General features: G+C 53.8%; 18 protein-coding genes and 1 pseudogene. 15 read left to right on the top strand and 4 right to left on the bottom strand.

Annotated elements, in window-relative coordinates:
* Nucleotides 1-134: 134 nt before the first annotated feature.
* Complete coding sequence (locus tag NSS64_RS21590; RefSeq protein ID WP_341141475.1) at nucleotides 135-1,523, bottom strand: TerD family protein; 1,389 nt, start codon at nucleotides 1,521-1,523, stop codon at nucleotides 135-137.
* A 144-nt stretch (nucleotides 1,524-1,667) separates the two neighbouring features.
* Between NSS64_RS21590 and NSS64_RS21585 the strand changes: the two are divergent.
* Together NSS64_RS21585 and NSS64_RS21580 are read left to right on the top strand one after the other, a co-directional pair.
* Nucleotides 1,668-2,141 (top strand): annotated as a pseudogene (locus tag NSS64_RS21585) (TerD family protein); the annotation flags it as partial.
* Nucleotides 2,142-2,375: 234 nt separating this feature from the next.
* The gene (locus tag NSS64_RS21580) at nucleotides 2,376-3,041 is read left to right on the top strand and encodes a vWA domain-containing protein (protein WP_341142870.1); all 666 of its coding nucleotides are present in this window, start codon (nucleotides 2,376-2,378) and stop codon (nucleotides 3,039-3,041) included.
* Nucleotides 3,042-3,623: 582 nt separating this feature from the next.
* Here NSS64_RS21580 and NSS64_RS21575 read toward each other — a convergent pair.
* Nucleotides 3,624-4,190, bottom strand: a complete 567-nt coding sequence (locus NSS64_RS21575; protein ID WP_341141474.1) for a GNAT family N-acetyltransferase — start codon at nucleotides 4,188-4,190, stop codon at nucleotides 3,624-3,626.
* Nucleotides 4,191-4,465: 275 nt separating this feature from the next.
* Between NSS64_RS21575 and NSS64_RS21570 the strand changes: the two genes are divergently transcribed.
* The 10 genes from NSS64_RS21570 (at nucleotide 4,466) to NSS64_RS21525 (ending at nucleotide 14,219) form a co-directional block, all read left to right on the top strand.
* A complete protein-coding gene (locus tag NSS64_RS21570) occupies nucleotides 4,466-5,353 on the top strand; it encodes a LysR family transcriptional regulator (RefSeq protein WP_341141473.1) in 888 nt (295 codons plus the stop codon).
* A 122-nt stretch (nucleotides 5,354-5,475) separates the two neighbouring features.
* A complete protein-coding gene (locus tag NSS64_RS21565) occupies nucleotides 5,476-6,348 on the top strand; it encodes a transporter substrate-binding domain-containing protein (RefSeq protein WP_341141472.1) in 873 nt (290 codons plus the stop codon).
* 34 nt (nucleotides 6,349-6,382) lie between these two features.
* On the top strand, nucleotides 6,383-7,168 hold the full coding sequence (locus tag NSS64_RS21560; protein WP_340943202.1) for an amino acid ABC transporter permease: 786 nt from the start codon (nucleotides 6,383-6,385) through the stop codon (nucleotides 7,166-7,168).
* Nucleotides 7,165-7,875: an amino acid ABC transporter permease gene (locus tag NSS64_RS21555; RefSeq protein WP_340991497.1), complete on the top strand. Its 711-nt coding sequence runs from the start codon at nucleotides 7,165-7,167 to the stop codon at nucleotides 7,873-7,875. Before NSS64_RS21560 ends, NSS64_RS21555 begins: the two co-directional genes overlap by 4 nt.
* A complete protein-coding gene (locus tag NSS64_RS21550; RefSeq protein ID WP_341141471.1) occupies nucleotides 7,872-8,624 on the top strand; it encodes an amino acid ABC transporter ATP-binding protein in 753 nt (250 codons plus the stop codon). Before NSS64_RS21555 ends, NSS64_RS21550 begins: the two co-directional genes overlap by 4 nt.
* An 11-nt stretch (nucleotides 8,625-8,635) precedes the next feature.
* Nucleotides 8,636-9,658: an LLM class flavin-dependent oxidoreductase gene (locus NSS64_RS21545; RefSeq protein ID WP_341141470.1), complete on the top strand. Its 1,023-nt coding sequence runs from the start codon at nucleotides 8,636-8,638 to the stop codon at nucleotides 9,656-9,658.
* Complete coding sequence (locus NSS64_RS21540; protein ID WP_341141469.1) at nucleotides 9,655-10,863, top strand: amidohydrolase; 1,209 nt, start codon at nucleotides 9,655-9,657, stop codon at nucleotides 10,861-10,863. Before NSS64_RS21545 ends, NSS64_RS21540 begins: the two co-directional genes overlap by 4 nt.
* A complete protein-coding gene (gene solA / locus NSS64_RS21535) occupies nucleotides 10,847-12,004 on the top strand; it encodes an N-methyl-L-tryptophan oxidase (RefSeq protein ID WP_341142869.1) in 1,158 nt (385 codons plus the stop codon). Before NSS64_RS21540 ends, solA begins: the two co-directional genes overlap by 17 nt.
* A 322-nt stretch (nucleotides 12,005-12,326) precedes the next feature.
* Nucleotides 12,327-12,827 carry a DinB family protein gene (locus tag NSS64_RS21530; protein WP_341141468.1) on the top strand — a complete coding sequence of 167 codons (501 nt, stop codon included), beginning with the start codon at nucleotides 12,327-12,329 and terminating at the stop codon, nucleotides 12,825-12,827.
* 54 nt (nucleotides 12,828-12,881) lie between these two features.
* Nucleotides 12,882-14,219, top strand: a complete 1,338-nt coding sequence (locus NSS64_RS21525; protein ID WP_341141467.1) for an LLM class flavin-dependent oxidoreductase — start codon at nucleotides 12,882-12,884, stop codon at nucleotides 14,217-14,219.
* A gap of 68 nt (nucleotides 14,220-14,287) precedes the next feature.
* Here NSS64_RS21525 and NSS64_RS21520 read toward each other — a convergent pair whose 3' ends face one another.
* Entirely contained in the window at nucleotides 14,288-14,830 is a 543-nt protein-coding gene (locus tag NSS64_RS21520) for a hypothetical protein (RefSeq protein ID WP_341141466.1), read from the bottom strand.
* A 234-nt stretch (nucleotides 14,831-15,064) separates the two neighbouring features.
* A complete protein-coding gene (locus NSS64_RS21515; RefSeq protein ID WP_341141465.1) occupies nucleotides 15,065-16,069 on the bottom strand; it encodes a LacI family DNA-binding transcriptional regulator in 1,005 nt (334 codons plus the stop codon).
* Nucleotides 16,070-16,330: 261 nt separating this feature from the next.
* Between NSS64_RS21515 and NSS64_RS21510 the strand changes: the two genes are divergently transcribed.
* The 3 genes from NSS64_RS21510 (at nucleotide 16,331) to NSS64_RS21500 (ending at nucleotide 20,719) form a co-directional block, all read left to right on the top strand.
* The gene (locus NSS64_RS21510) at nucleotides 16,331-18,085 is read left to right on the top strand and encodes a sensor histidine kinase (protein ID WP_341141464.1); all 1,755 of its coding nucleotides are present in this window, start codon (nucleotides 16,331-16,333) and stop codon (nucleotides 18,083-18,085) included.
* Nucleotides 18,086-18,088: 3 nt separating this feature from the next.
* Nucleotides 18,089-19,714 carry a response regulator transcription factor gene (locus NSS64_RS21505; protein ID WP_341141463.1) on the top strand — a complete coding sequence of 542 codons (1,626 nt, stop codon included), beginning with the start codon at nucleotides 18,089-18,091 and terminating at the stop codon, nucleotides 19,712-19,714.
* A gap of 75 nt (nucleotides 19,715-19,789) precedes the next feature.
* Nucleotides 19,790-20,719: an ABC transporter permease gene (locus NSS64_RS21500; RefSeq protein ID WP_340943181.1), complete on the top strand. Its 930-nt coding sequence runs from the start codon at nucleotides 19,790-19,792 to the stop codon at nucleotides 20,717-20,719.
* The last annotated feature ends 7 nt before the right edge of the window (nucleotides 20,720-20,726 follow it).

Genomic DNA, 20,726 nt, shown 5'->3' with positions numbered 1-20,726 from the left:
CAATCCCCCCATCCCGTAGTTGCGGTTTGGGGGGATTGCTTTGTTTAGGATCAGGACGCAGAACGTATGCGAAAAACCGAACACATTTGGCGCTGCGATGGGAAATAAACCAGATGTTCAGGTAGACACCAGCATCATTCACCCGTTAGGTGGTTATGCTCAGGACCTTCAGCCTCCGCTGCTGCGGCGGACTCCGCCTGTGCCTTCGCGGCGCTGTTCGCCTCAAGACCATAATGGCTGCCTAGGGCGGAAAGGCCGCCCGGCAGCGACTCTCCCACAGCAGCAAATCTCCATTTGTCCTTATAACGGTAGAACTCGCCGATAACAACGGACATGCCTGGCATAATGTTCCGGCCAAAGGGGAATACGGCTAGTCTGACTCCCGTCTTGGAATCGATCAGTGATACGGAAGCGTTCCAGACCGGGCCCGGATTCCGGTCACCACTGAACTCTGCAACCGTGAAGGTCAGCGCAATCCGCGTGATGGCTGCAGGCAGGCTGGTCAGCTGAAGATACAGATGTCCCATGTGCGCAGCGGGCTTAGAGCAGAAGACGGAGCCGCTAGGGTCTTCCATATTCCCAGAGAAGATAAGCTCCCGCTCTTGCTCACAGCGTCCGCTCTCCCGGAGCAGGAAGGCAGCGGTCTCCGGCTGGCTTGCTTCCGGGTGCGAAGCCGGTGCATCCCACTCTACAGCAGCAAGGAGTCTGGAGGCGCTGAGCTTATCCCCGATATCGACTCGCTGCCCCTGCACCAATATGGGGGCAGCCGCAGCTCCAGTGGCAGGCGATGCTTCCTCCGGAAGCTTACCGGGCGATTCCGCTGGCGCTTCACCTGGCAACTGCCCGGCTATCCTTCCGCCCACCGGCAATCCTCGGTTAACATCGACCGCAGGACTGGCCGCTGCTTTCTTCCCGGCGGCTGGCTTCTTGGCAGCCTTCTTGGGCGCTGCCTTGAACGGCGTATACCCGCCGTCATACATCGTCCCGGGCTTGTAGCCCTGGCTGCCGGCCAACAGCAGCGGATCGAACTGCTGCCACTGTTCCATCAATTTTAGGAGAATCAGTGCCGAAGCTCTGGCGTCCTCCAAGGCATCATGGTGCTTTAGCCGGATGCCGAAATGCGCCGAGATGACATTCAGCTTATGGGAGGGGAGGTCTTGGAGCATTTTTTTGCCGAGCAGGTAGGTACATAAATATTGAAAGCCGGGATAGTCAAGGGATGCGTCATCCAGGCAATAACGCAGCACACTCATATCGAAGGCGGCATTATGCGCGATCACAATCTCACCCTGCAGCAGCGGCTCCACCGTGGGCCATAGCTCGGCGAAGGTAGGCTGGCCTCTGACCATCGAGGGCGTAATGCCATGAATGGCAATATTCATCCCGTCGAACCGCTGCCGCGGATCAATCAGCCAGTTATGTTCCGCTGTAACGATGCCATCCCGGACTTGAACAAGCCCCAGGGCACAGGCGCTGGAGCGGCCGGAGTTGGCAGTCTCAAAGTCTATCGCAGTAAAGTCCATCAGGTAAAGCCCCTATCTATCATCTAATACCTTTCATATTATAGGAGCAATGCTGGAAATACAATCTGTTCAGGTTGTGCAAGACTGCCTCGATGGGGTATACCTTATCTATGAACTTCTGGAATAGACTGCTATGAAGAGGAGATGAAGGACTTGCAGCTGTCAAAAGGTCAAAAGGTCGAACTCACCAAAGGAAGAGAGGCTCACGAGATATCCATCCAGCTCCGCTGGAACACGCAGCATAGCGGAGTGGGCGTCGATGCGGCAGCCTTTCTGTTGTCGGATCAGAACCGGTGTGAACGGGATGAGGATTTTATATTTTACGGGAATCCGGTGTCGAGGGAGGGGGGAGTAGCGCATTCTGCGGAGGGGGAGAACGGGGCGGACCTGTCCATTTCGTTATCGAGAATACCTCAGCATTATGCCCGCATTGCGGTAACCTTGACGATCTATGAGGGCGAGCAGCGCAACCACCGGATGAAGGATCTGTCCGGCTTGCAGCTAACGCTGACAGACCGCAGGACTGGGGAAGAACTGTACCGCTTCGAGTATGGGGCGGATCTGTCAGAGGAGACAGCCGTCGTAGCCGGGGAGCTGTACCGCCATCAGGGAGAGTGGAAGTTCAGCGCCATTGGCAGCGGGTATAATGGAGGACTTGCAGCCTTGTGCCGAAGCTACGGGCTTGAGGTGGAACAGGAGTCCGGGAACGAAGCCGCAGCGGCGGCTGAGGTATTGGAGCGAACACCTGAAGTGGTGGAGCAGACATCTGAGCTAGTGGAGCAAACACCTGAGGTGGTGAATAAGACCCCGGAGGTAATCCGTCAGCCCGAGGCGGGGCCTCCGGTGAATGTGTTGTCTTCGATTAATCTGCGCAAAAAGATTGTGGAGCTCACCCTGGTCAAAAAACAGCTCACCGGTGTAACCGCAAGAGTGGGTATCGTGCTGGACATCACCGGCTCCATGCGCAGCCTCTATGCCAGAGGGGTGGTGCAAGAGGTGGTAGAACGTATCCTCGCGGTTGCCAGCAAGTTCGATGATAACGGCTCCCTGGATGTGTGGGTCTATGATACGGAATTCAGCAGACTTCCGCCGGTTACCGAGCAGGAGCTTGGCAGCTATGTCTTCACTCATATTATGAACAACGATTCAATTCATAAGTTCGGGCGCAATAACGAACCGCCGGTGATGAATGATGTTATTGAAAAATACACCAAGGAGGAGCCGGACACGACTCCTGTGTTCATTATCTTCATCAATGACGGCGGTGTGGTCAAACTGACCCGCAAAGTTATTATGGCTGCCTCCTCGCTTCCGGTCTTCTGGCAGTTTGTCGGCATCGGCGACTCCGACTTCGAGGTGCTGAAGCAGCTCGACACGATGAGCGGCAGACTGGTGGATAACGCCAGCTTCATCCATCTGGACCGGATTGAAGACGTATCCGATGAGGAGCTGTATGACCAGCTGCTGAATGAATTCCCGCAGTGGCTGAAGGCCGCGAAGGCGAAGAGTATTCTGTAGCATTCGCAGGGAAGCGTGGAACAACCGCTCAGTAGCAGCAATCACATGGAGCCGTGGTGCCCCGCTCAGTAGCAGCATTCATATTGAGTCGTGGTGCCCCGCTCTGAAGCGGCAATCACAATAAGCTGTAGTGCCACCGTACAGTAGCAGTAGCAGCATTCACATTGGGCCGTGCTGTTCCGGTCTGTGAGGGCATCCATATCGGGCTATGTTTGCTCCCTTACTGGGGCCGGATAGCACTGCAACGCGAGGAATGTTGCATGTTTTGCAGCTTTGATTCCCGGATACTTAGGCGTCCAAGGGGATTGTTGCAACAAATGCAGGAATTGCCCCGTTATGCCGCCCGGAGGAGGAGAAATGCTGACGTTTAGACAACAATTTCGAATTTTGGTGCGGATGGGGAGAGGATTGTTGTCTTTTGGGCAGGATTTTTGCAATTTCCCGGCTCAAGTTGCCCCCGCCCCAAACGTAGCCCTACACTGCTGCGCTGAATCACCGTTATAAGCCGTAATAAGCTCTACTAAGCCGTAACAAATCGATAAGCCCTAATAAGCCCCTAATGTGCCGTAACAAAAGCACAGCTTAGCCCGTTATCCTGGCCGTAGAAGCTGGTTCCGCGTGTGGACCGGCGGAGACCGGCAGCTCCAGGCGGTAGCCTTTGACCAGAGTATCCCCGTTCTTCAAATCCGTTTCATAAGCCCTCTTGAAGCCAAGTCCCTCGTACAATCTAATCGCAGAGGCCATCATATCCGAAGTATGAAGATTTAAGCTGGCTTCCCCTAGCGCAACAGCCCTTTCTGCGGCTTCACGGATCAGAAGTCTGGCCACCCCGCGTCCCCGGACCGCCGGAGATACAGCCAGCAGACGGATGATGGGTGTATGGATGCCAAGCTCCGGCCTGCCGTAAGCAGCCTCTGAGGAGGTGAACAGCAGCACGCTCCCTACAATTTGTCCGTCCAGCTCCGCTACAATCCGGGAGACGGGTGCATCGCCATGAACGGAGCCGAGAATAGAATCCCGGTACTCCGCCCAGAACGGTTCGGGCAGCACGGCTGCATATTCGCTGTAAGCTTCGAGCAAGACCCCGGCAATGGCTTCACGGTCGGAAGCTGCGGCTTCACGGATTACAAGTTCTGCTGAGTGATTCATCTGGTGCCTCCTGTCCGGTAATGGTGTTTTGTTATTATAATCTATAAATCCGATAAGTATAAGAGGGATTTAATGATTTTGATTAATGGATAGAAAAGTTCTATCTGTAATTGTGATCAATGTAATGGTTAAGGCCGTATGTTACACAATAAGTCTGTTGACAAAAAAAGGGCCGGTGACTAAGATATAAACAAATTCTATAGGAAAGTGCAGCCCTAATTCATTGTTAGTCGATTGGAATAGTAAAAATTATAAAATGCGGAGGGGGACTACGCTTGAATATCGAGAACATTGAGGCTTTTGTCTACATTAACCACTACGGAAGCTTCAACAAAGCGGCAGATGTGCTCTATATCTCGCAGCCGACAGTGACGGCCCGTATCCAGTCACTGGAACGGGAGCTGGACTGCAAAGTATTCGACCGGCTGGGCAAGCAGATTAACCTGACGGATAAAGGCCGCCAGTTCCTCCCCTATGCGCAGCAAATTCTGCAGGTCTATCAGAACGGCAGGCATCAGCTTCAATCCAAAGGCCAAATCCCCGGCGAACTGAGGATCGGCAGCACCGTATCGGTCTCCAATTATCTGATGCCCCGTCTGCTGCTGCATTTGAAGCGGCGGTATCCCCACATCCGTATGAAGCTGACGACTGCTCCTACGGAAGTATTGATTGAGAAGCTGAAGGCGAAGGAGATCGATCTCGCTTTTATCCGCAAGGTAGTGAATCCGGCCATCCAGTCGTTCCCCTTCTGTGAAGACCCGATCTCGCTGTATGTGTATGCCGGTCATCCGCTGGCCCGCAAGGGCCGCGCTTCGATCCGGGAGATCTCTGAGCAGACCCTCGTATTCTTCGAATGCGGCTCGCTGGACTGGATGCGTCTGCACCGGGTATTCGAGAGCATGGAGCGTCCGCCGGGCATTGTCTATCAGGTGGATAACCTGGAGACCGCCAAGAAGCTGGTGCTGAAGCAAGCGGGAATCTGCTTCCTTCCAGCCTTGAGTGTGCAGGATGAGGTAGAGGCGGGAACGCTGGTAAGGGTGGATATCACGGAGACCGAAGGCATCTCCCTGCGGACCAGCCTGATCTCACTGAACGGGGAGAACGCGGAGTTCCTGGACACCCTGCTGGAGCTGGGGACGGGGACGTTGAGTAAGCTGAATTGACTTCTTGAATAACCATATTAAGAAACTCTATTAGCGCATGGCAGCGTGCAGTGATAAAGTTAATTGCATATAATCACCACTAAACAGATAGGGATTATCTAAATTGAAAAGGGGTTTGAGAGATGAACAAGACCATTTCGTTCGCATCCACACTTGTACTAACACTGCTGATCGCTGGCTGCGGCACCAATAACAGCGCAAATAACGGCAAGGTAGCGGAGGCAGCATCTCCGAATAGTCCGGAGTCCACGGCTGCTGCCGCCGATCCGGCTAAGGTGACCAAGATCGTGGTCGGCACAGGCACCGCTTTTCCCAATGTCTGCTTCATCGATGAGAACGGCAAGCTGACCGGCTTCGATGTAGAGCTGCTGAAGGAGATTGACAAGCGCCTGCCGGAGTATGAGTTTGAATTCCAGACGATGGACTTCAGCAATCTGCTGCTGAGCCTTGAGACGAAGAAGATTGACCTGGTGGCCCATGTCATGGAGAAGAACCCGGAGCGGGAGCAAAAGTACGCTTTTAACAAGGAAGCTTATGCCCACTGGAGAAACCGCATTGTTGTAGCCAAAGGCAATGATTCCATCCAGACACTGGATGACTTGAAAGGTAAGAAGGTGCTGACCGGCGCGACCAGCGCACAAGCGCAAATTCTTGAGAACTATAACAAGGAGCACGGTGCGGATTCAATCCAAATTGTCTATCAGAACGGTGCCGCCAATGATACGGTCAGCCAGATTGATTCAGGAAGGGTGGATGCTACACTTGCTGCGGATTTCGTATTGCCGATCATCGACCCGCAGAGCAAGCTGCAGGCGGTGGGTCCCGAGCTGTCCTCCGCTGATATTCTGTATGTGCTGCGCAAGGATGATGCCCCTTCGCAGAAGCTGTCGGATGCCATTGACAGTGTGGTCAAGGAGCTTAAGACAGACGGCACCCTTGGCAAAATAAGCACACAGTGGCTGGGGGCGGACGTCACCACCTCATCGGTTCAATAATGCGCAGGCCCATACAGCGGAAAGGAGGTGCAGGATGGGTGCACCGTTTGATCTAGGTTTTGTCTTCTCGTTCCTGCCCAAGCTGCTGACTACGCTGAGCACCACGCTCCTTATCGTAGCCTGTTCGCTGCTCGCAGGAATGGTTGTCGGATTTATCATTGCGCTTCCCCGCCTGTATAAGGTGCCGGTCCTGAAGACCTGCGCTGAGGTGTACATCTCTTTTTTCCGGGGGACGCCCATTCTGATTCAATTATTCCTATTCTATTACGGTCTGCCTGAAGTGCTGAAGCTGGTGAATCTGGATATGACGCGGACTCCGGTGCTGGTGTTCGTGATTCTGACTTACGGTCTGCATACCGGGGCCTTCATGTCGGAGATGATTCGCGCCTCGGTAACGGCTGTTGATAAAGGCCAGGTGGAAGCGGCTTACGCTACGGGGATGACCTCTTACCAGGCTTTTACCCGTATTGTGCTGCCTCAGGCGCTGGGAATTGCGATTCCCGTCTTCTCGAACCTGGTCATCGCGCTGCTGAAGGATACTTCGCTGGCGTTCACGCTGGGAGTGATGGAGATGACGGGCAAGGCTCAGACCCTGGGCAGCGCGACCCAGCATTTCATTGAGACGTATATTGCACTTGCTCTTATCTATCTTGTGATCAGCTTGTGCATTGAGAAGCTGCTGCTGGTGGCGGAGCGCCGGTTACTCCGGCATGAAGCTCAGGACAGCCCGGCGAAGAAGCGGTTCACTCTGCAGCGAAAAGCATCCTACCGCACAATCGTTGCGGATATGGGAGCGGGTAAAGGAGGCGGCACGTTATGAAGCTGGACCCATCGTTTATCTGGACGGCCTTCCTGCAGATTCTGGGAGCCATTCCTACGACGCTGTATATCACGGTTGTGTCGGTGCTGGCAGGCTTCGTGATCGGTACGGTTGTGGCCCTGATCCGGATTTATAGAGTCCCCGGGCTGTATCCGCTGGCCGCAGGGTATGTCACATTCATCCGCGGCACCCCGATGCTGACGCATCTGCTGCTGATCTATTTCGGGCTGCCGATGATCATCGACGGGCTTGCTGCACAGTTCGGCTGGAGCTTCCGCTCGGTATCGATACCGATGATCGGCTTCGCCTATATTTCTTTCTCCATTACAGCGGGGGCCTATATGTCTGAGGTGGTGCGCTCCGGTCTGCTGGCGGTGGATCGCGGTCAGCTCGAAGCGGCCCATTCCATCGGGATGAGCACTCCGCAGGCGTTGCGGCGGATTGTGTTCCCTCAGGCGCTGGCGGCGAGCCTGCCGAATCTGTCGAATTCCGTGATCGGGATGCTGCACGGGTCTACGCTGGCTTTTACCGTATCGGTGGTGGATATCAATGCCCAGGCGCAGATTGTCGCTTCAACCAACTGGAAGTTCTTCGAGGCCTACCTTGCGGCGGCGCTGATCTTCTGGGGACTGACGTTCCTCATTGAGCGGGCAACGGCCCTGATTGAGAAAAGGATAAATCTATATAACCGGGGGGGAGTCGCATGATTAAGCTGTCACAGCTATCGAAGTCGTTCGGGCGCCATCAGGTGCTGAACCAGATTGATCTGGAGGTGTCCAAGGGGGAGGTAGTGGTTATTCTCGGCCCCAGCGGCTCCGGCAAAACAACCCTGCTGCGCTGCGTGAATGTGCTGGAGAAGCCCAGCGGCGGCGAAATCTCGATCGGGGACTTCAAGCTGGACTTCCGGCATGCCCGCAAGAAGGATATCCACCAGCTCCGGCAAAAGACGGCCATGGTCTTCCAGCAGTACAATCTGTTCCGGCACAAAACCGCGCTGGAGAATGTGATGGAGGGTCTCTTGATCGTCAAGAAGCTGCCGAAGGAGGCAGCGAGAGAGAAGAGCATCGCCCTGCTGGAGAAGGTAGGCCTCGGCACCAAGCTGGATGCCTATCCGAGCCAGCTCTCCGGCGGCCAGCAGCAGCGGGTCGGCATTGCCCGGGCGCTCGCACTGGAGCCGGAGGTCATTCTCTTCGATGAACCGACCTCGGCACTGGACCCGGAGCTGGTAGGCGAAGTGCTTGCGGTGATCCGCAAGATCGCCAAGGAAGGCATCACGATGATTGTGGTGACGCATGAAATGGGATTTGCCCGCGATGTGGCGAATCATGTGGTATTTATGGACGGCGGAGTGATTGTCGAGGAGGGCACACCCACGGAAGTATTCAACCATCCGCGTGAAGAACGAACGAAGCAGTTCCTGAAGCGGATTACGCCGGAGCTGAACTATTCCATCTAGGAGGCATATCTATGGCAATTACAATCAGCGTACTCGACCAAAGCCCGATCTATCCGGGGGAGACACCGGAAGAGGCTTTTGCACATACGATCAGGCTGGCGCAGCTATCGGAACGCCTCGGCTTCCGCCGCTTCTGGGTATCCGAGCATCATGATTCCGAGCAGGTAGCCGGGTCTTCTCCCGAGGTACTGATCTCGCACCTGCTGGCCAGGACGGAGCGTATCCGCATCGGCTCCGGCGGAATTATGCTTCAGCATTACAGCCCCTATAAGGTGGCTGAGAACTTCAACGTGCTGGCTTCGCTGGCTCCGGGACGGGTGGACTTAGGGGTAGGACGCGCTCCCGGAGGTCTGCCGCGCAGCACACAGGCCTTGCAGCAGGGAGGCGTGGAAGCCGCTTCATTAACGGACAAAATCACGGAGCTGGACAAATATGTGCATAACCGGCTGGAGGCGGAGCATCCGCTGCACGGATTGAAGGCAGGCCCGCTCCCCGGCATTCCGCCGGAGCTGCATGTACTTGGCGCCAGTGTCGCCAGTGCCGAGATCGCAGCCAGCCTGGGCTTGCCATATGTGTTCTCCCTGTTCATCGGCGGCGATCAGGCTGTTGCTCTAGAGGCGGTGCAGGCTTACCGCAGCGGCTTCAATAGACGCGGCGGGCAGGAGCCGCAGGTGATTATTGCGCTGGCTGTCATCGTGGCCGAGACGGAAGAGGAGGCCAAGGAATTGGCTGGAGCGCATAAGCTGATCCGCATCCGTTTTGCCAGCGGCAAGATCCTGACGCTGGCCAGCCGGGAGCAGGCCGAGGAGTTCACCCGCCAGAGTGAGGAAGCGTACACGCTGGAGGAGCGGGAGCCTGAGATTACCAAGGGGACGAAGGAGACGGTACGTGAGCAGCTGCTGGCGTTGGCCGAAGCTTCCGGGGTGGATGAGTTCATCATCACTACGAATATACAGCCATTCGAGAAGCGGCAGCGTTCCTTCGAGCTGCTGAGTGAGGCGCTCACCGGGGCTATTGCAGGGGCTTCATTATGACCAGTACAGCGGCAGAATCCGCTGCCCGTGAAGTGCATTCCCTGGCGTTCAAGGAGCGGCTGGTTGAAATCAGGCGTCATCTGCACCGGCACCCGGAGCTGTCAGGGGAAGAGGTTGAGACTACCGCATACATCACATCGCTGCTGAAGCAGGCGGGGGTGAAGATTACAGATTCCGGGCTGAAGACCGGGGTCATTGCCGAAGTCGGCGGTCAGCGGGGCGGGCCGGTGATTGCGCTGCGGGCTGACATAGATGCTTTGCCGATCCAGGAAGAGACCGGGCTGCCCTATGCTTCGCTGTATCCGGGCAGAATGCATGCCTGCGGGCATGACTTCCATACGGCAGCGCTGCTTGGAGCTGTGTATCAGCTCAAGGAGCAGGAAAGCGCCTTGAGCGGAACGGTTCGCTTCCTGTTCCAGCCTGCCGAGGAGAAGGCGAAGGGAGCGCAGCAGATCATCGCAGCTGGAGGGCTGGATCAGGTCCGTGCCGTGATCGGAATGCACAATAAGCCGGATCTGCCGGTAGGGACCCTTGGCATTAAGGCCGGTCCGCTGATGGCGGCCGCAGACGGCTTCGCTGTCAGTATCCGGGGCTTCGGCTCCCATGCAGCCGTGCCGGAGGCCGGGATCGATCCCATTGTAGCTGCCTCGCATATTGTAACGGCGCTGCAATCCATTGTCAGCCGGAATGTGAGCAGCCTGGGCAGCGCTGTAATCAGCGTCACGCAGATCCACAGCGGCAATTCGTGGAACATCATCCCGGACACGGCGGTGCTCGAAGGAACGATCCGTTCCTTCGATGGAGCTGTGCGCAGTAAGGTGCTGAAGCGGTTCGAAGAGGTGGTCACGGGTGTGGCCGCTGCGCTTGGAGCCGAAGCCAGCGTGCGCTGGATTGGCGGACCGCCGCCGGTCATCAACGATGCGCTGCTGGCCCGGCTTGGGGAAGAAACGGCAGCGAAGCTGGGCTATACCGCTGTACAGCCGGTGCCGTCACCAGCCGGGGAGGACTTCGCCTTCTATCGGCAGGAGGTTCCCGGATTGTTTGTCTTCACCGGCACGGCCGGAAGCCGGGAATGGCACCATCCTGCCTTCGAGCTGGATGAAGCGGCGCTGCCGGTAGGCGCCGGATTCTTCAGCGGTCTGGCCGTCCGTGTGCTTGAATATCTCGCGGTGGAAAGGGGTGCAGATCATAGCGGAGCGTTCTGATTATGAAGTTATTATTGTCGGCGCCGGCTCCATGGGAATGAGCGCCGGCTACCATCTGGCCCGGCGCGGTGTGAAGACACTGCTGATCGATGCCTTCGATCCGCCGCATACGGAAGGAAGCCATCACGGGGAGACCCGGCTGATCCGGCATGCCTACAGCGGAGATCCAGCCTATATTGATCTGGCGCTCCGTGCCCAGGTGCTGTGGGAAGAGGCCGAAGCGGAGAGCGGGTCGGAGCTACTTGTTCCTTCGGGTGTGCTCAATCTGGCGGACAGCCGTGTGTATTCCTTCGCCGGACGCCATGCGGAAGCGCAGAAGCGGAAGGTGCGGACCGAACAGCTGGATGCGGCGGAAATCCGCCGCCGCTGGCCAGCCCTGAACCTCCCGGAATCCTTCGAGGCGATGTATGAGCCGGATGCCGGTTACCTCTATAGTGAGCGGTGCATTACCGCTTACCGGCAGCTTGCGCTGGCTCACGGTGCGGAGCTGCTGACGAATACACCCGTGCTGAAGGTGACGGCCCGCGAAGGCAGTGTCACGGTCCATACGAAGAATGGCGATTACCATGGAGCGGCTGCTGTTCTTAGTGCCGGGGCCTGGTTCAGTTCATTGTCGCCCTTCGTCAACTTGCCGATTAAAGCGGTACGCAAGGTAGTAGGCTGGTTTGGGAGTACGCCGGATTTCGATGCCGGGAGATTCCCCGGCTTCACGCTCGGTTCAGAGGATGGCGGGTTCTACGGCTTCCCAAGTATCGGCGGGGCAGGACTTAAGATTGGCCGTCATGACACAGGCGAAGAATGGAGGCCCGGTGAACCGTTGGCACCCTTCGGCAGCCTGGAGAGTGATGAAGGCGACCTTCGCCGTGTGCTCGAAGCTTATATGCCCGGCGCAGCCGGGAAGCTGCTTAAGGGCTCTGTCTGTAAATATGAGCATACGCCGGATGAGGATTTCATTATTGACCGCCATCCGGTCTATAGCAATGTGCTGCTGGCCGGAGGCTTCTCGGGCCATGGCTTCAAATTCTCCAGCGCGGTTGGCGAGATTCTCGCGGATCTGGCTGCCGGGGGACATACCGGGCAGAATATAGCTCCATTTGCATTGTCGCGCTTCAATAGCAGTGCATCCGATTTGAAATCATAGAGGGTGTGCGATGATATCTGGAGGACCGAGGAAGTGGAGCGTCCCCCCTTCATATGGCTAGGCGTAACGGACACTCATTCGGGGATAGTTGTAGAATGTACACTTAAAAACAGCGAAAAGGCGTACATGTATCGTATAACTGTAGTCTGTACAACTAAATATGCCCGAATGGTTGAATATCAGAAGCAAATGGATTTTTAGTTGTACGAACTACATTTAAACAGATAACGGGTTGTAAATTAGACGTTTTAGATGTACAAAGTGCAATTAAACATAGTGGCTTGAACAACGGTAATCAAAACCTATACTGGAGGGAATCGCAATGAGCAGTGTGGAGCTAACGGGCTACTTGAATACACATGAGCAATTGGTGCGGGCGATAGAGGGGCTATCAGAAGAGCAATTAAGGTGGAAGGCGGAGCCGACAAGCTGGAGCGTGACCGAGGTACTGGCCCATCTGGCGGATCACAGCATTGTGGTCTCCTTCCGCATCCGCGATATTCTGGCGGATACGAAGGTTCAGCTCCCGGCGTTCAATCAGGATGCGTGGGTCAGCGGACAGCATAGTAATCAGGGGAAGGCCGCAGACAGCCTGGAGCTGTTCCGCAGCTTGCTGCATTATAACAGTCTGCTGCTGGGAAGGCTGAGTCCCGCAGAATGGGAGAAAAGCGGGATTAACTTCAAAGGCGAGCCGGTGCGGATTACCGATATTGTCCGCAGCTTCACTGCCCATGTGCAGAATCATCTGGCCCAGATTGAACGGGTAAAGCAGGGAGTACAGGCTAATCAAGCTGCTCAAGCTTCACAACATGCGGCTCTATAAGGATAGTTCTTGAGGAATCAAGCGGACTGAATACCAATTTGAGGAGGAATGAACATGACGAAATCAAGACAGTTGAAGCTGGGAGCTCTATTGCACGGAGTGGGAGGAAGCACCTCCATGTGGCGCCATCCCGATGCGAAGCCCGATGCCAGTGTGAACTTCGAGCTATACAAGGAGTGGGTACGCAAGGCAGAAGAAGGCAAGCTGGACCTGATCTTCATTGCAGACGGTCTGTTCATCAATGAGAAGTCCATTCCTCATTTCCTGAACCGTTTCGAGCCGCTGACCATTCTTAGTGCATTGGCGGGGGTCAGCAGCCGGATTGGTCTGGTAGGTACTTTATCTACCTCTTACAGTGAACCGTTCACGGTGGCCCGGCAATTCGGCTCACTGGATGTCATCAGCGGCGGACGGGCCGGCTGGAATGTGGTGACTTCTCCGCTCGAAGGCTCCGCGCTCAATTACAGCAAGCAGGAGCATCCGGACCATGGCAAACGGTACCGTATTGCCGCCGAATACCTGGAGGTGGCACGCGGGCTGTGGGATTCCTGGGAGGATGATGCGTTTGTCCGCAATAAGGACACGGGCGTCTTCTTTGATCCGCAGAAAATGCATACGCTCGATCACCAGGGTGAATTCTTCTCGGTGAAGGGACCGCTCAATATCGCCCGCTCGAAGCAGGGGCAGCCGGTTATTTTCCAGGCAGGTTCCTCCGAAGTCGGCAAGGATTATGCCTCCAGCGTGGCGGATGCCATCTTCACGGGTCATGACTCGCTGGAGTCCGCGCAGGAATTCTATAAGGATGTGAAAAGCCGGGTGGCCTCCTTCGGGCGCAATCCCGATGAAGTGCTGATCTTCCCGGGCATCGCACCGATTCTCGGGGCCACCCCGGAGGAAGCGGAGCGCAAATATCAGGAGGTGGCCGGACTGGTGACGATTGAGAATGCGCTGAACTATCTGGGCCGCTTCTTCGAGCATCATGATTTCTCGCAGTATCCGCTGGATGAGCCGTTCCCGGATGTCGGTGATCTGGGCCGAAACAGCTTCCAGAGCGGCACGGACAAAATCAAAAAGGATGCCAGAGAGCAGGGCCTGACTCTGCGGCAGGTTGCCCTGCAATCGGCAACGCCGCGCAGCAGCTTCATCGGGACGCCGGAGCAGGTGGCTGATCAGCTTCAGGCCTGGTTCGAGGGCGGGGCAGCCGACGGCTTCATGCTGGCTGCTGCTGTACCGAACGGACTGGAGGAATTCGTGGATCAGGTGGTTCCGATTCTGCAGGAGCGCGGGCTGTTCCGCACCGAGTACGAAAGTGATACCCTGCGGGGCAACCTCGGCTTGCCGGTTCCGGAGAACCGTTACACGAAGGTCTCTGAACCGGCCGGGCAGCAGTGATTCTTAGACAAAGAAACAAGTTCTTGGCGCTCTTTCCAGCCAAGAACTTGCTCCCGCTTATAGTGAATTTATTTGAACTCTCCCGTAACCGGCATCGCAGGATCGTAAGGGATAATAATGGAGCCCTTAAGAATCCGTTCATCCCAAGGCCGTGTTGGACATGTTGTATTGAGCGGAGTAAGTTCATAGACGAAATTGCCTACCGGGAACTGTTGGTACAGGCATAGCTTGACTAAGGATTTACCGGATGGTAATGCTCCTGAAGATGCGCTGTCAGGGGAAAGCCCCATGGAGTCAGAAGCCGGCGAATGGCATACATACATCGTAATATAAGCCAAGTCCACGGTGATTTGTTGATAATAGTGCCTGCCGCTCCAATCCTGGAACAAGGCGCAGCCGGTTAATGTATTTCGTTTGCCTTGAATGACCCGCTGAACATAAACCCAGAGATTTCCCACATTGGTGTTGGTCCAAATATACACCCAGGTGTTTGTACACAAGGTTTCAGGAGTCGGGGGAATCGGGATGAACGGCGGGGTGGGATTTGACTGCGGCGGCAGGCCAATAGTCTCTAAATTGCAGGTTTGCGGGGACAGCATTTGATTTTCCAACAGAATCGCTCCTTGGCATTGAAATAAGTTATAGAATATATCTATGCGAATGCCTAGGTGAAGTTACAAATAATGGTAAAAAATATATCTCTTCTAGGTCGATGCAATTTAGGACATCCTTGAAAGGGGATACAATTTAAAATAGCAATAGCACAGAAAAAGGTTGTTCCTTCTGCCAATATGGCGTTAGGAGCAACCTTTTTGGATTCAGGAAGAACGGTTATGCGCCCCTGTTCAGGTAATTGCCCGTACGGTTTGTCTTTCCACAATGGAGTGGGCACAGATTAGACTCTCCGCAGGCTCCCCCGTTTCAATCATGCCGATCAGCTTCTCGGAAGCGAGCATTCCAATGTCATACAGCGGCTGGCGAACGGTAGTCAAGGGCGGATTGACCATCCGGGCTAACCGGAGATCGTCGTATCCCATGATGGAGATATCTTCAGGGACATTCATTCCATGCTTCGTAACGACCGAAAGGGCACCAATCGCCATTTCGTCACTGGCCGCGAAGACAGCAGTAATCTCAGGCGTTCTCCGTAATAAGGCTTCCATGGCTCTGCAGCCGCTGTCGTATGAAAAGTCTCCATACACGAGGTAACGGCTATCAAAGACGATGCCTTGTGCTTCCAGCGCTTTGCGGTATCCTTCGACCCGTGGAGTTCCGGCGATGGGATCGCCCTTGGTTCCGCTGATCATGCCGATGCTGCGGTGGCCTTTGGTGATCAGATAATGGACAGCGTCATAGGCCGCCTGATAATCATCGACCTTCACATAAGGTACATTGGCATAATCCGTCTGGGAAGAGACCAACACTACTGGAACCTTCATGCTTTCCAGCATGTCGTAATACTCTTGCTTGAGCACTTCACTGGAAAAAATAATCCCGTCCACCTGCTTCTCGCGCAGAAGCTGCAGATACTTCAGCGTACGTTTGCCGTCCTGATCGGTATTACAGACCATCACACTGTAATTGCGGTCATGGACGAATTCGCCGATTCCGTGGAGCAGATCGGAGGAGAAGGTGCTCGACACATCAGGAAATAATACGCCGATGGTCTGGGTGCGCTTGTTAATCAGTCCGCGGGCGATAGCGTTCGGCTGATATTGCAGCTCTTTGATGGTCTGATCGACCTTTTGTTTCGTTTGATCTGAATATCCGCCTAAGTTATGCAGAACCCGTGAGACGGTGGCAATGGATACGTTCGCCTTTTGGGCAACATCTTTAATTGTGGGATTCATGGACTCTCCTGCCTGCTGCTTAGCAGTAAACGTTTACTGAAAATATAAGGCCTTGCTTTTTCTTTGTCAATTGAAATTAATATTCCGGGGGAATTAAGCGTTGACAAGGAAAAATAAACAGGATACCTTTAGGTGAAAGTTTACGTTGACGTATGAAATCACACTTAAAGAGCTGGACTTTACACATTTGAGTAAACGTTTACTCAAACATATCAGCATACTGAGGTAACTCAATCTTAAGTTCTGTTGTAGAAAGGATGCATGATGAAAAACAGGAAGAACTCGCTGGGCGCAAGACTGATTCAACTGTCTGCTGCAATAACGATTCCGCTCCTCTCCGTTCTTTTTGCCGGGGGATATTATGCCAAGGGAATTGTACTCGATCAGGTATCCAGATCCTATCAGAATCTGGTTAACTCCAATCTTAAGATGATGGAGAGAAGCCTGGAGGACATTACGATTAATCTGGTCGATATTGTCGATCATGATGTGAATTTCCTTCAATTGAATCAGCCGGGGCTGACAGAGTCTGAATATTATTTTGCCCGTATGGGGATTATGCAGAGAAATCAGGCCTATCAGGCCTATTACCATAGCGTGGACATGTTCTATCTGTACTCCGGCGTTAATGATACCTTAACCCTATCCAATGTATTAGGAACGACAGAGGAGGATATGGACCAGATACGGGGGTGGATTACGGCACAGGTTCAACATGAAGAACATCTGGAAACGCTTCAGTACAAATGGTCAATCGTTAACATTGCCGGAGATTATTATTTAAACCGGACCGTCAGCAATAATCTGGGCCATACCGCTTGTATCGGCGCGCTGATCCAGATCGACTCCATGCGCTCACCGCTGGGCAATCTCAACCTGCAATCGGGCGGTGATGTGCTGATTGTGGATAATGAAGGGAATATCTTAACAAGTCCTTCAGCATCCATGGGCTACGACTTCAAGCTGCCGGGTGAGAAAATGAATCTGAATTCTTCCTTTTCGTTTACCCATGATGGCCTGAAGTGGTTTGTGGTGTCCAGCCAGTCCTCCGCACTGGGAATCAACCTGTCTGTGGTCATTCCCGCCTCCGAGCTGCTCCAGGGACTCAATGCCTTCCAGATGATTATTAATGTGCTGCCCTTTATTATTTTGCTCATTTTACTGGTCTACTTATATTATTTCCGCCGTATGGTCATCCGCCCGATTCTGGATTTGCTCAGCGGCATCCATCGAATCCGCAACGGCGCCATGGAAACCAAGCTTCCCGATTCGAACCTGGTGGAGTTTCAGGCGCTGAATCAGGCATTTAATAGCATGGTTGTGGAAATCCAGGATCTGAAAATTGATGTCTATGAGGAACGGATTCATGCGCAGAAGGCAGAAATGAAGCATTTGCAAATGCAGATTAATCCGCATTTCTTCCTGAATACGCTCAATATTATTTTTCAGCTTGCTGATCTGAAGCGTTTCGAATTGGTCAAAAAGACAGTACGGCATCTGGTGCAGTATTTCCGCTTTATGCTTCAGGTCAAGGATAACCGCATTACTTTGGGACAAGAGCTTGAACATCTCCGCAATTACCTGGAAATTCAAAAGATGCGCTACCAGCAGTCGTTTGAGTTTCAGATCACGATTGCCGAAGAGCTTAGCCGCGCCTCCATACCGTCCTTGATCGTACAGCCCTTTGTAGAAAATGCCATGCTTCACGGCATGAGTCTGAAGGCAGAGATCTTTCATCTGGAGATTTCGGCGGGTCTCTCAGAAGAAGCGGCCGATACCATGATTATTGAAGTCTCGGATAACGGAAAAGGCAGCAGTGCAGAGAAGCTGCAGGAGCTGAATTCGCCAGAGTACAACCCGGCCACAGATGAAGGGCATATCGGGATCTGGAATGTGAAGCAAAGGCTGGCGATGATCTATCAAGGGAGAGCCGGAATTCACTTCAGCGGCAATCAGCCGTCCGGATTCCGTGTGCGGCTTAGCCTGCCTATTGAATATACAGAAGGAGAACGTTGAGCCATGCGATTATTGATTGTAGATGATGAACAATTCGCGGTGGAGGGGCTGCTCTACTGCTGCGACTGGAAGGCGTATGGGATTGAAGAGGTCTTGACGGCGAACAGGGCCGACAAGGCCAGGGAGCTGCTGAATGATCAGAGAATAGAATTGCTGATTTGCGATATTGAGATGCCGGATGAAGACGGACTTTCACTGGTTGGCTGGGTGAGAGAGCACTCTCCCTGGACGGAATCGATATTTCTGACCTGTCATTCCGAATTCTCCTATGCCAGGAAAGCCGTTAACCTCGGGAGCTTTGATTACTTGCTGAAGCCTGTTGACACAGAGGAGCTGTTGTCAGCTGTATCGGGGATGATGGCGGCCATCCGTGAGAAGGAAGAGTATGAGTCCTACAACCAGATGTATCATAAGTATCTGAATCTGTGGCAGCAGGAGAAGCCGAAGCGGGTAGAGCGCTTCTGGCAGAATTTGTTGTCCCGCAGCATCCTGTCGTTCGGGGATTTCTTTGACCGGGAGCTGGCGGGTGCGGGGGTAGGGTTAAATCCTGACGATCAGGTGCTCCCGGTTCTGATCAGTATTGAGGAGTGGTCCAAACCGCTCAGCCCGCGTGATCAGGAAATCATGGAATATGCGGTGAAGAAAGCGGCGGAGGAATGTTTTACAGAAGAGCTTCCGGGGGAGGCCATCACCGATAAGAGCGGGGTTTTGTTCATTCTGCTGTATGCCGGAGGTGTGGAGGGAGAACCTGCGGCTAAGAAGATTAGCCTTCAGCAGCTCACGGCCATAGGTAAACGTTTTATCCAAGCTTGCCGTGAGTTGTTCAACAGCATTGTAACCTGCTATGTCGGCTCGTTCAAACCCCTTCAGGAGCTGCCGGGAATGTGTGAAAGTCTAAAGACTATGGAGCGTGACAATATCTCCCGGACCCAATCCGTGCTCGTATACTTACCGCAGGACCAGATGCTGTCCGCCAATTCTAATTCGGAGGATATCCTGCTGGATGATCTGATCTCTTATATGCTGAACGGCAAACGTGAGTCCGCTGTGCAGTTCATTCATCATCTGACAGCGAAGCTGGAAGCCAATCCTTGCTTTCAGGGAAGACATCTGGATGCCCTGCATCAGGATACCCTGCAGATTATCTACCACTTCCTCCAAGTAAGAGGAATCAATGCGGGAAGCATCGCCCTGTTTCCAGACTGGACAACCGCCCGGATCCGGGGACTGCTTCAATACAGGCATTGGGCTGAAGGAATCGTATCGGCGGTCATGGAAGCGGAATTCGAGCGGCAGGAGAAAGGCGGTGTGATTGAGCGTTCCATCCGCTACATCCAGCAGCATGTGGAGGAGGAGATCTCCAGGGCCAGTGTCGCTGACTATGTGGGCTTGAACCCGGCTTATCTCTCCAGGCTGTTCAAGAAAGAGACCGGCCAGAATCTTATTGATTTCCTGATTTCGGTGAAGATGAACCGCACCCGCGAGCTTCTGGACACCACGGATATGCCGGTCAGCGCGATCGCGCAGCAGGTGGGCTACAGCAATTTTTCACATTTCACCAAAATGTTCCGCAAGCAGTTCGACGTCAATCCCCAGGAATACCGCAATGTCACAAAACGAATAGATTAAGGTTATAAAAACGGCAGAGCAGCTGCAGGCCACTCCTTATAATGAAGCCATAACCCAATAAGAAGGTGTGGAACTATGGCTTCGGAAATCAACTCAAAATGGAAAAGCATATGGAAGTACAGGGCCTTGGTCGTGCTGGCACTGCCTGGTGTGCTGCTGATGCTGATCAATAACTACCTGCCCATGTTCGGTATTTTCCTGGCCTTCAAGGACCTGAATTATACGGCAGGAATCTGGGGCAGCAAATGGATCGGACTGGACAACTTCAAGTTTCTGTTTGCTTCGAACGACGCTTGGCTGATCATCAGGAATACCTTGCTGTACAACCTTAGCTTCCTGATCATCAATACGATACTCGCTGTGATGCTGGCCCTTCTCCTTAACGAGGTCAAGAATAAGCTTGCCTCCAAGTTCTTTCAGAGCACAGTAATCCTGCCCAATTTCATCTCCATGGTCATTGTCGGCTATATCGTGTATGGATTTCTGAATCCGGAGCTGGGATTTATTAATAAATTCATTCTGGAGCCCTTCGGAATTGATCCTAGAAACTGGTATGCGGAAGCAGAGCATTGGCCTTATATCCTGACCCTTGTCAACACCTGGAAGGGTGTGGGGTACTCGGCCGTTGTCTATCTGGCAGCCATTGTCGGGATCGACTCTGAATATTATGAAGCGGCCGTCATTGACGGGGCCACACGCTGGAAGCAAATGACGAAAATTACGATTCCACTGATTGCGCCGATCATTATCATCATGACACTGCTGGCGATCGGCCGGATTTTCAACGCTGACTTCGGTCTGTTCTATCAGGCAACCATGGCCTCCGGTATGATCAAAGAGACTACGGATGTTATCGATACCTATGTATACAGGGCGTTAATGGTTACCGGTGATACGGGACTCGCCTCCTCGGCAGGGCTGCTGCAATCGGTGGTTGGCTTTACACTTGTCATTACCGTCAATCTGGCCGTCCGTAAATTCAGCAAAGAAAATGCTTTGTTCTAGAAGGAGA

The sequence above is a fragment of the Paenibacillus sp. FSL H8-0122 genome, from assembly GCF_038005345.1.
In the GTDB taxonomy this organism is placed as follows: Bacteria; Bacillota; Bacilli; order Paenibacillales; family Paenibacillaceae; genus Paenibacillus_AQ.
This window is presented reverse-complemented; position numbering and strand designations above follow the sequence as displayed.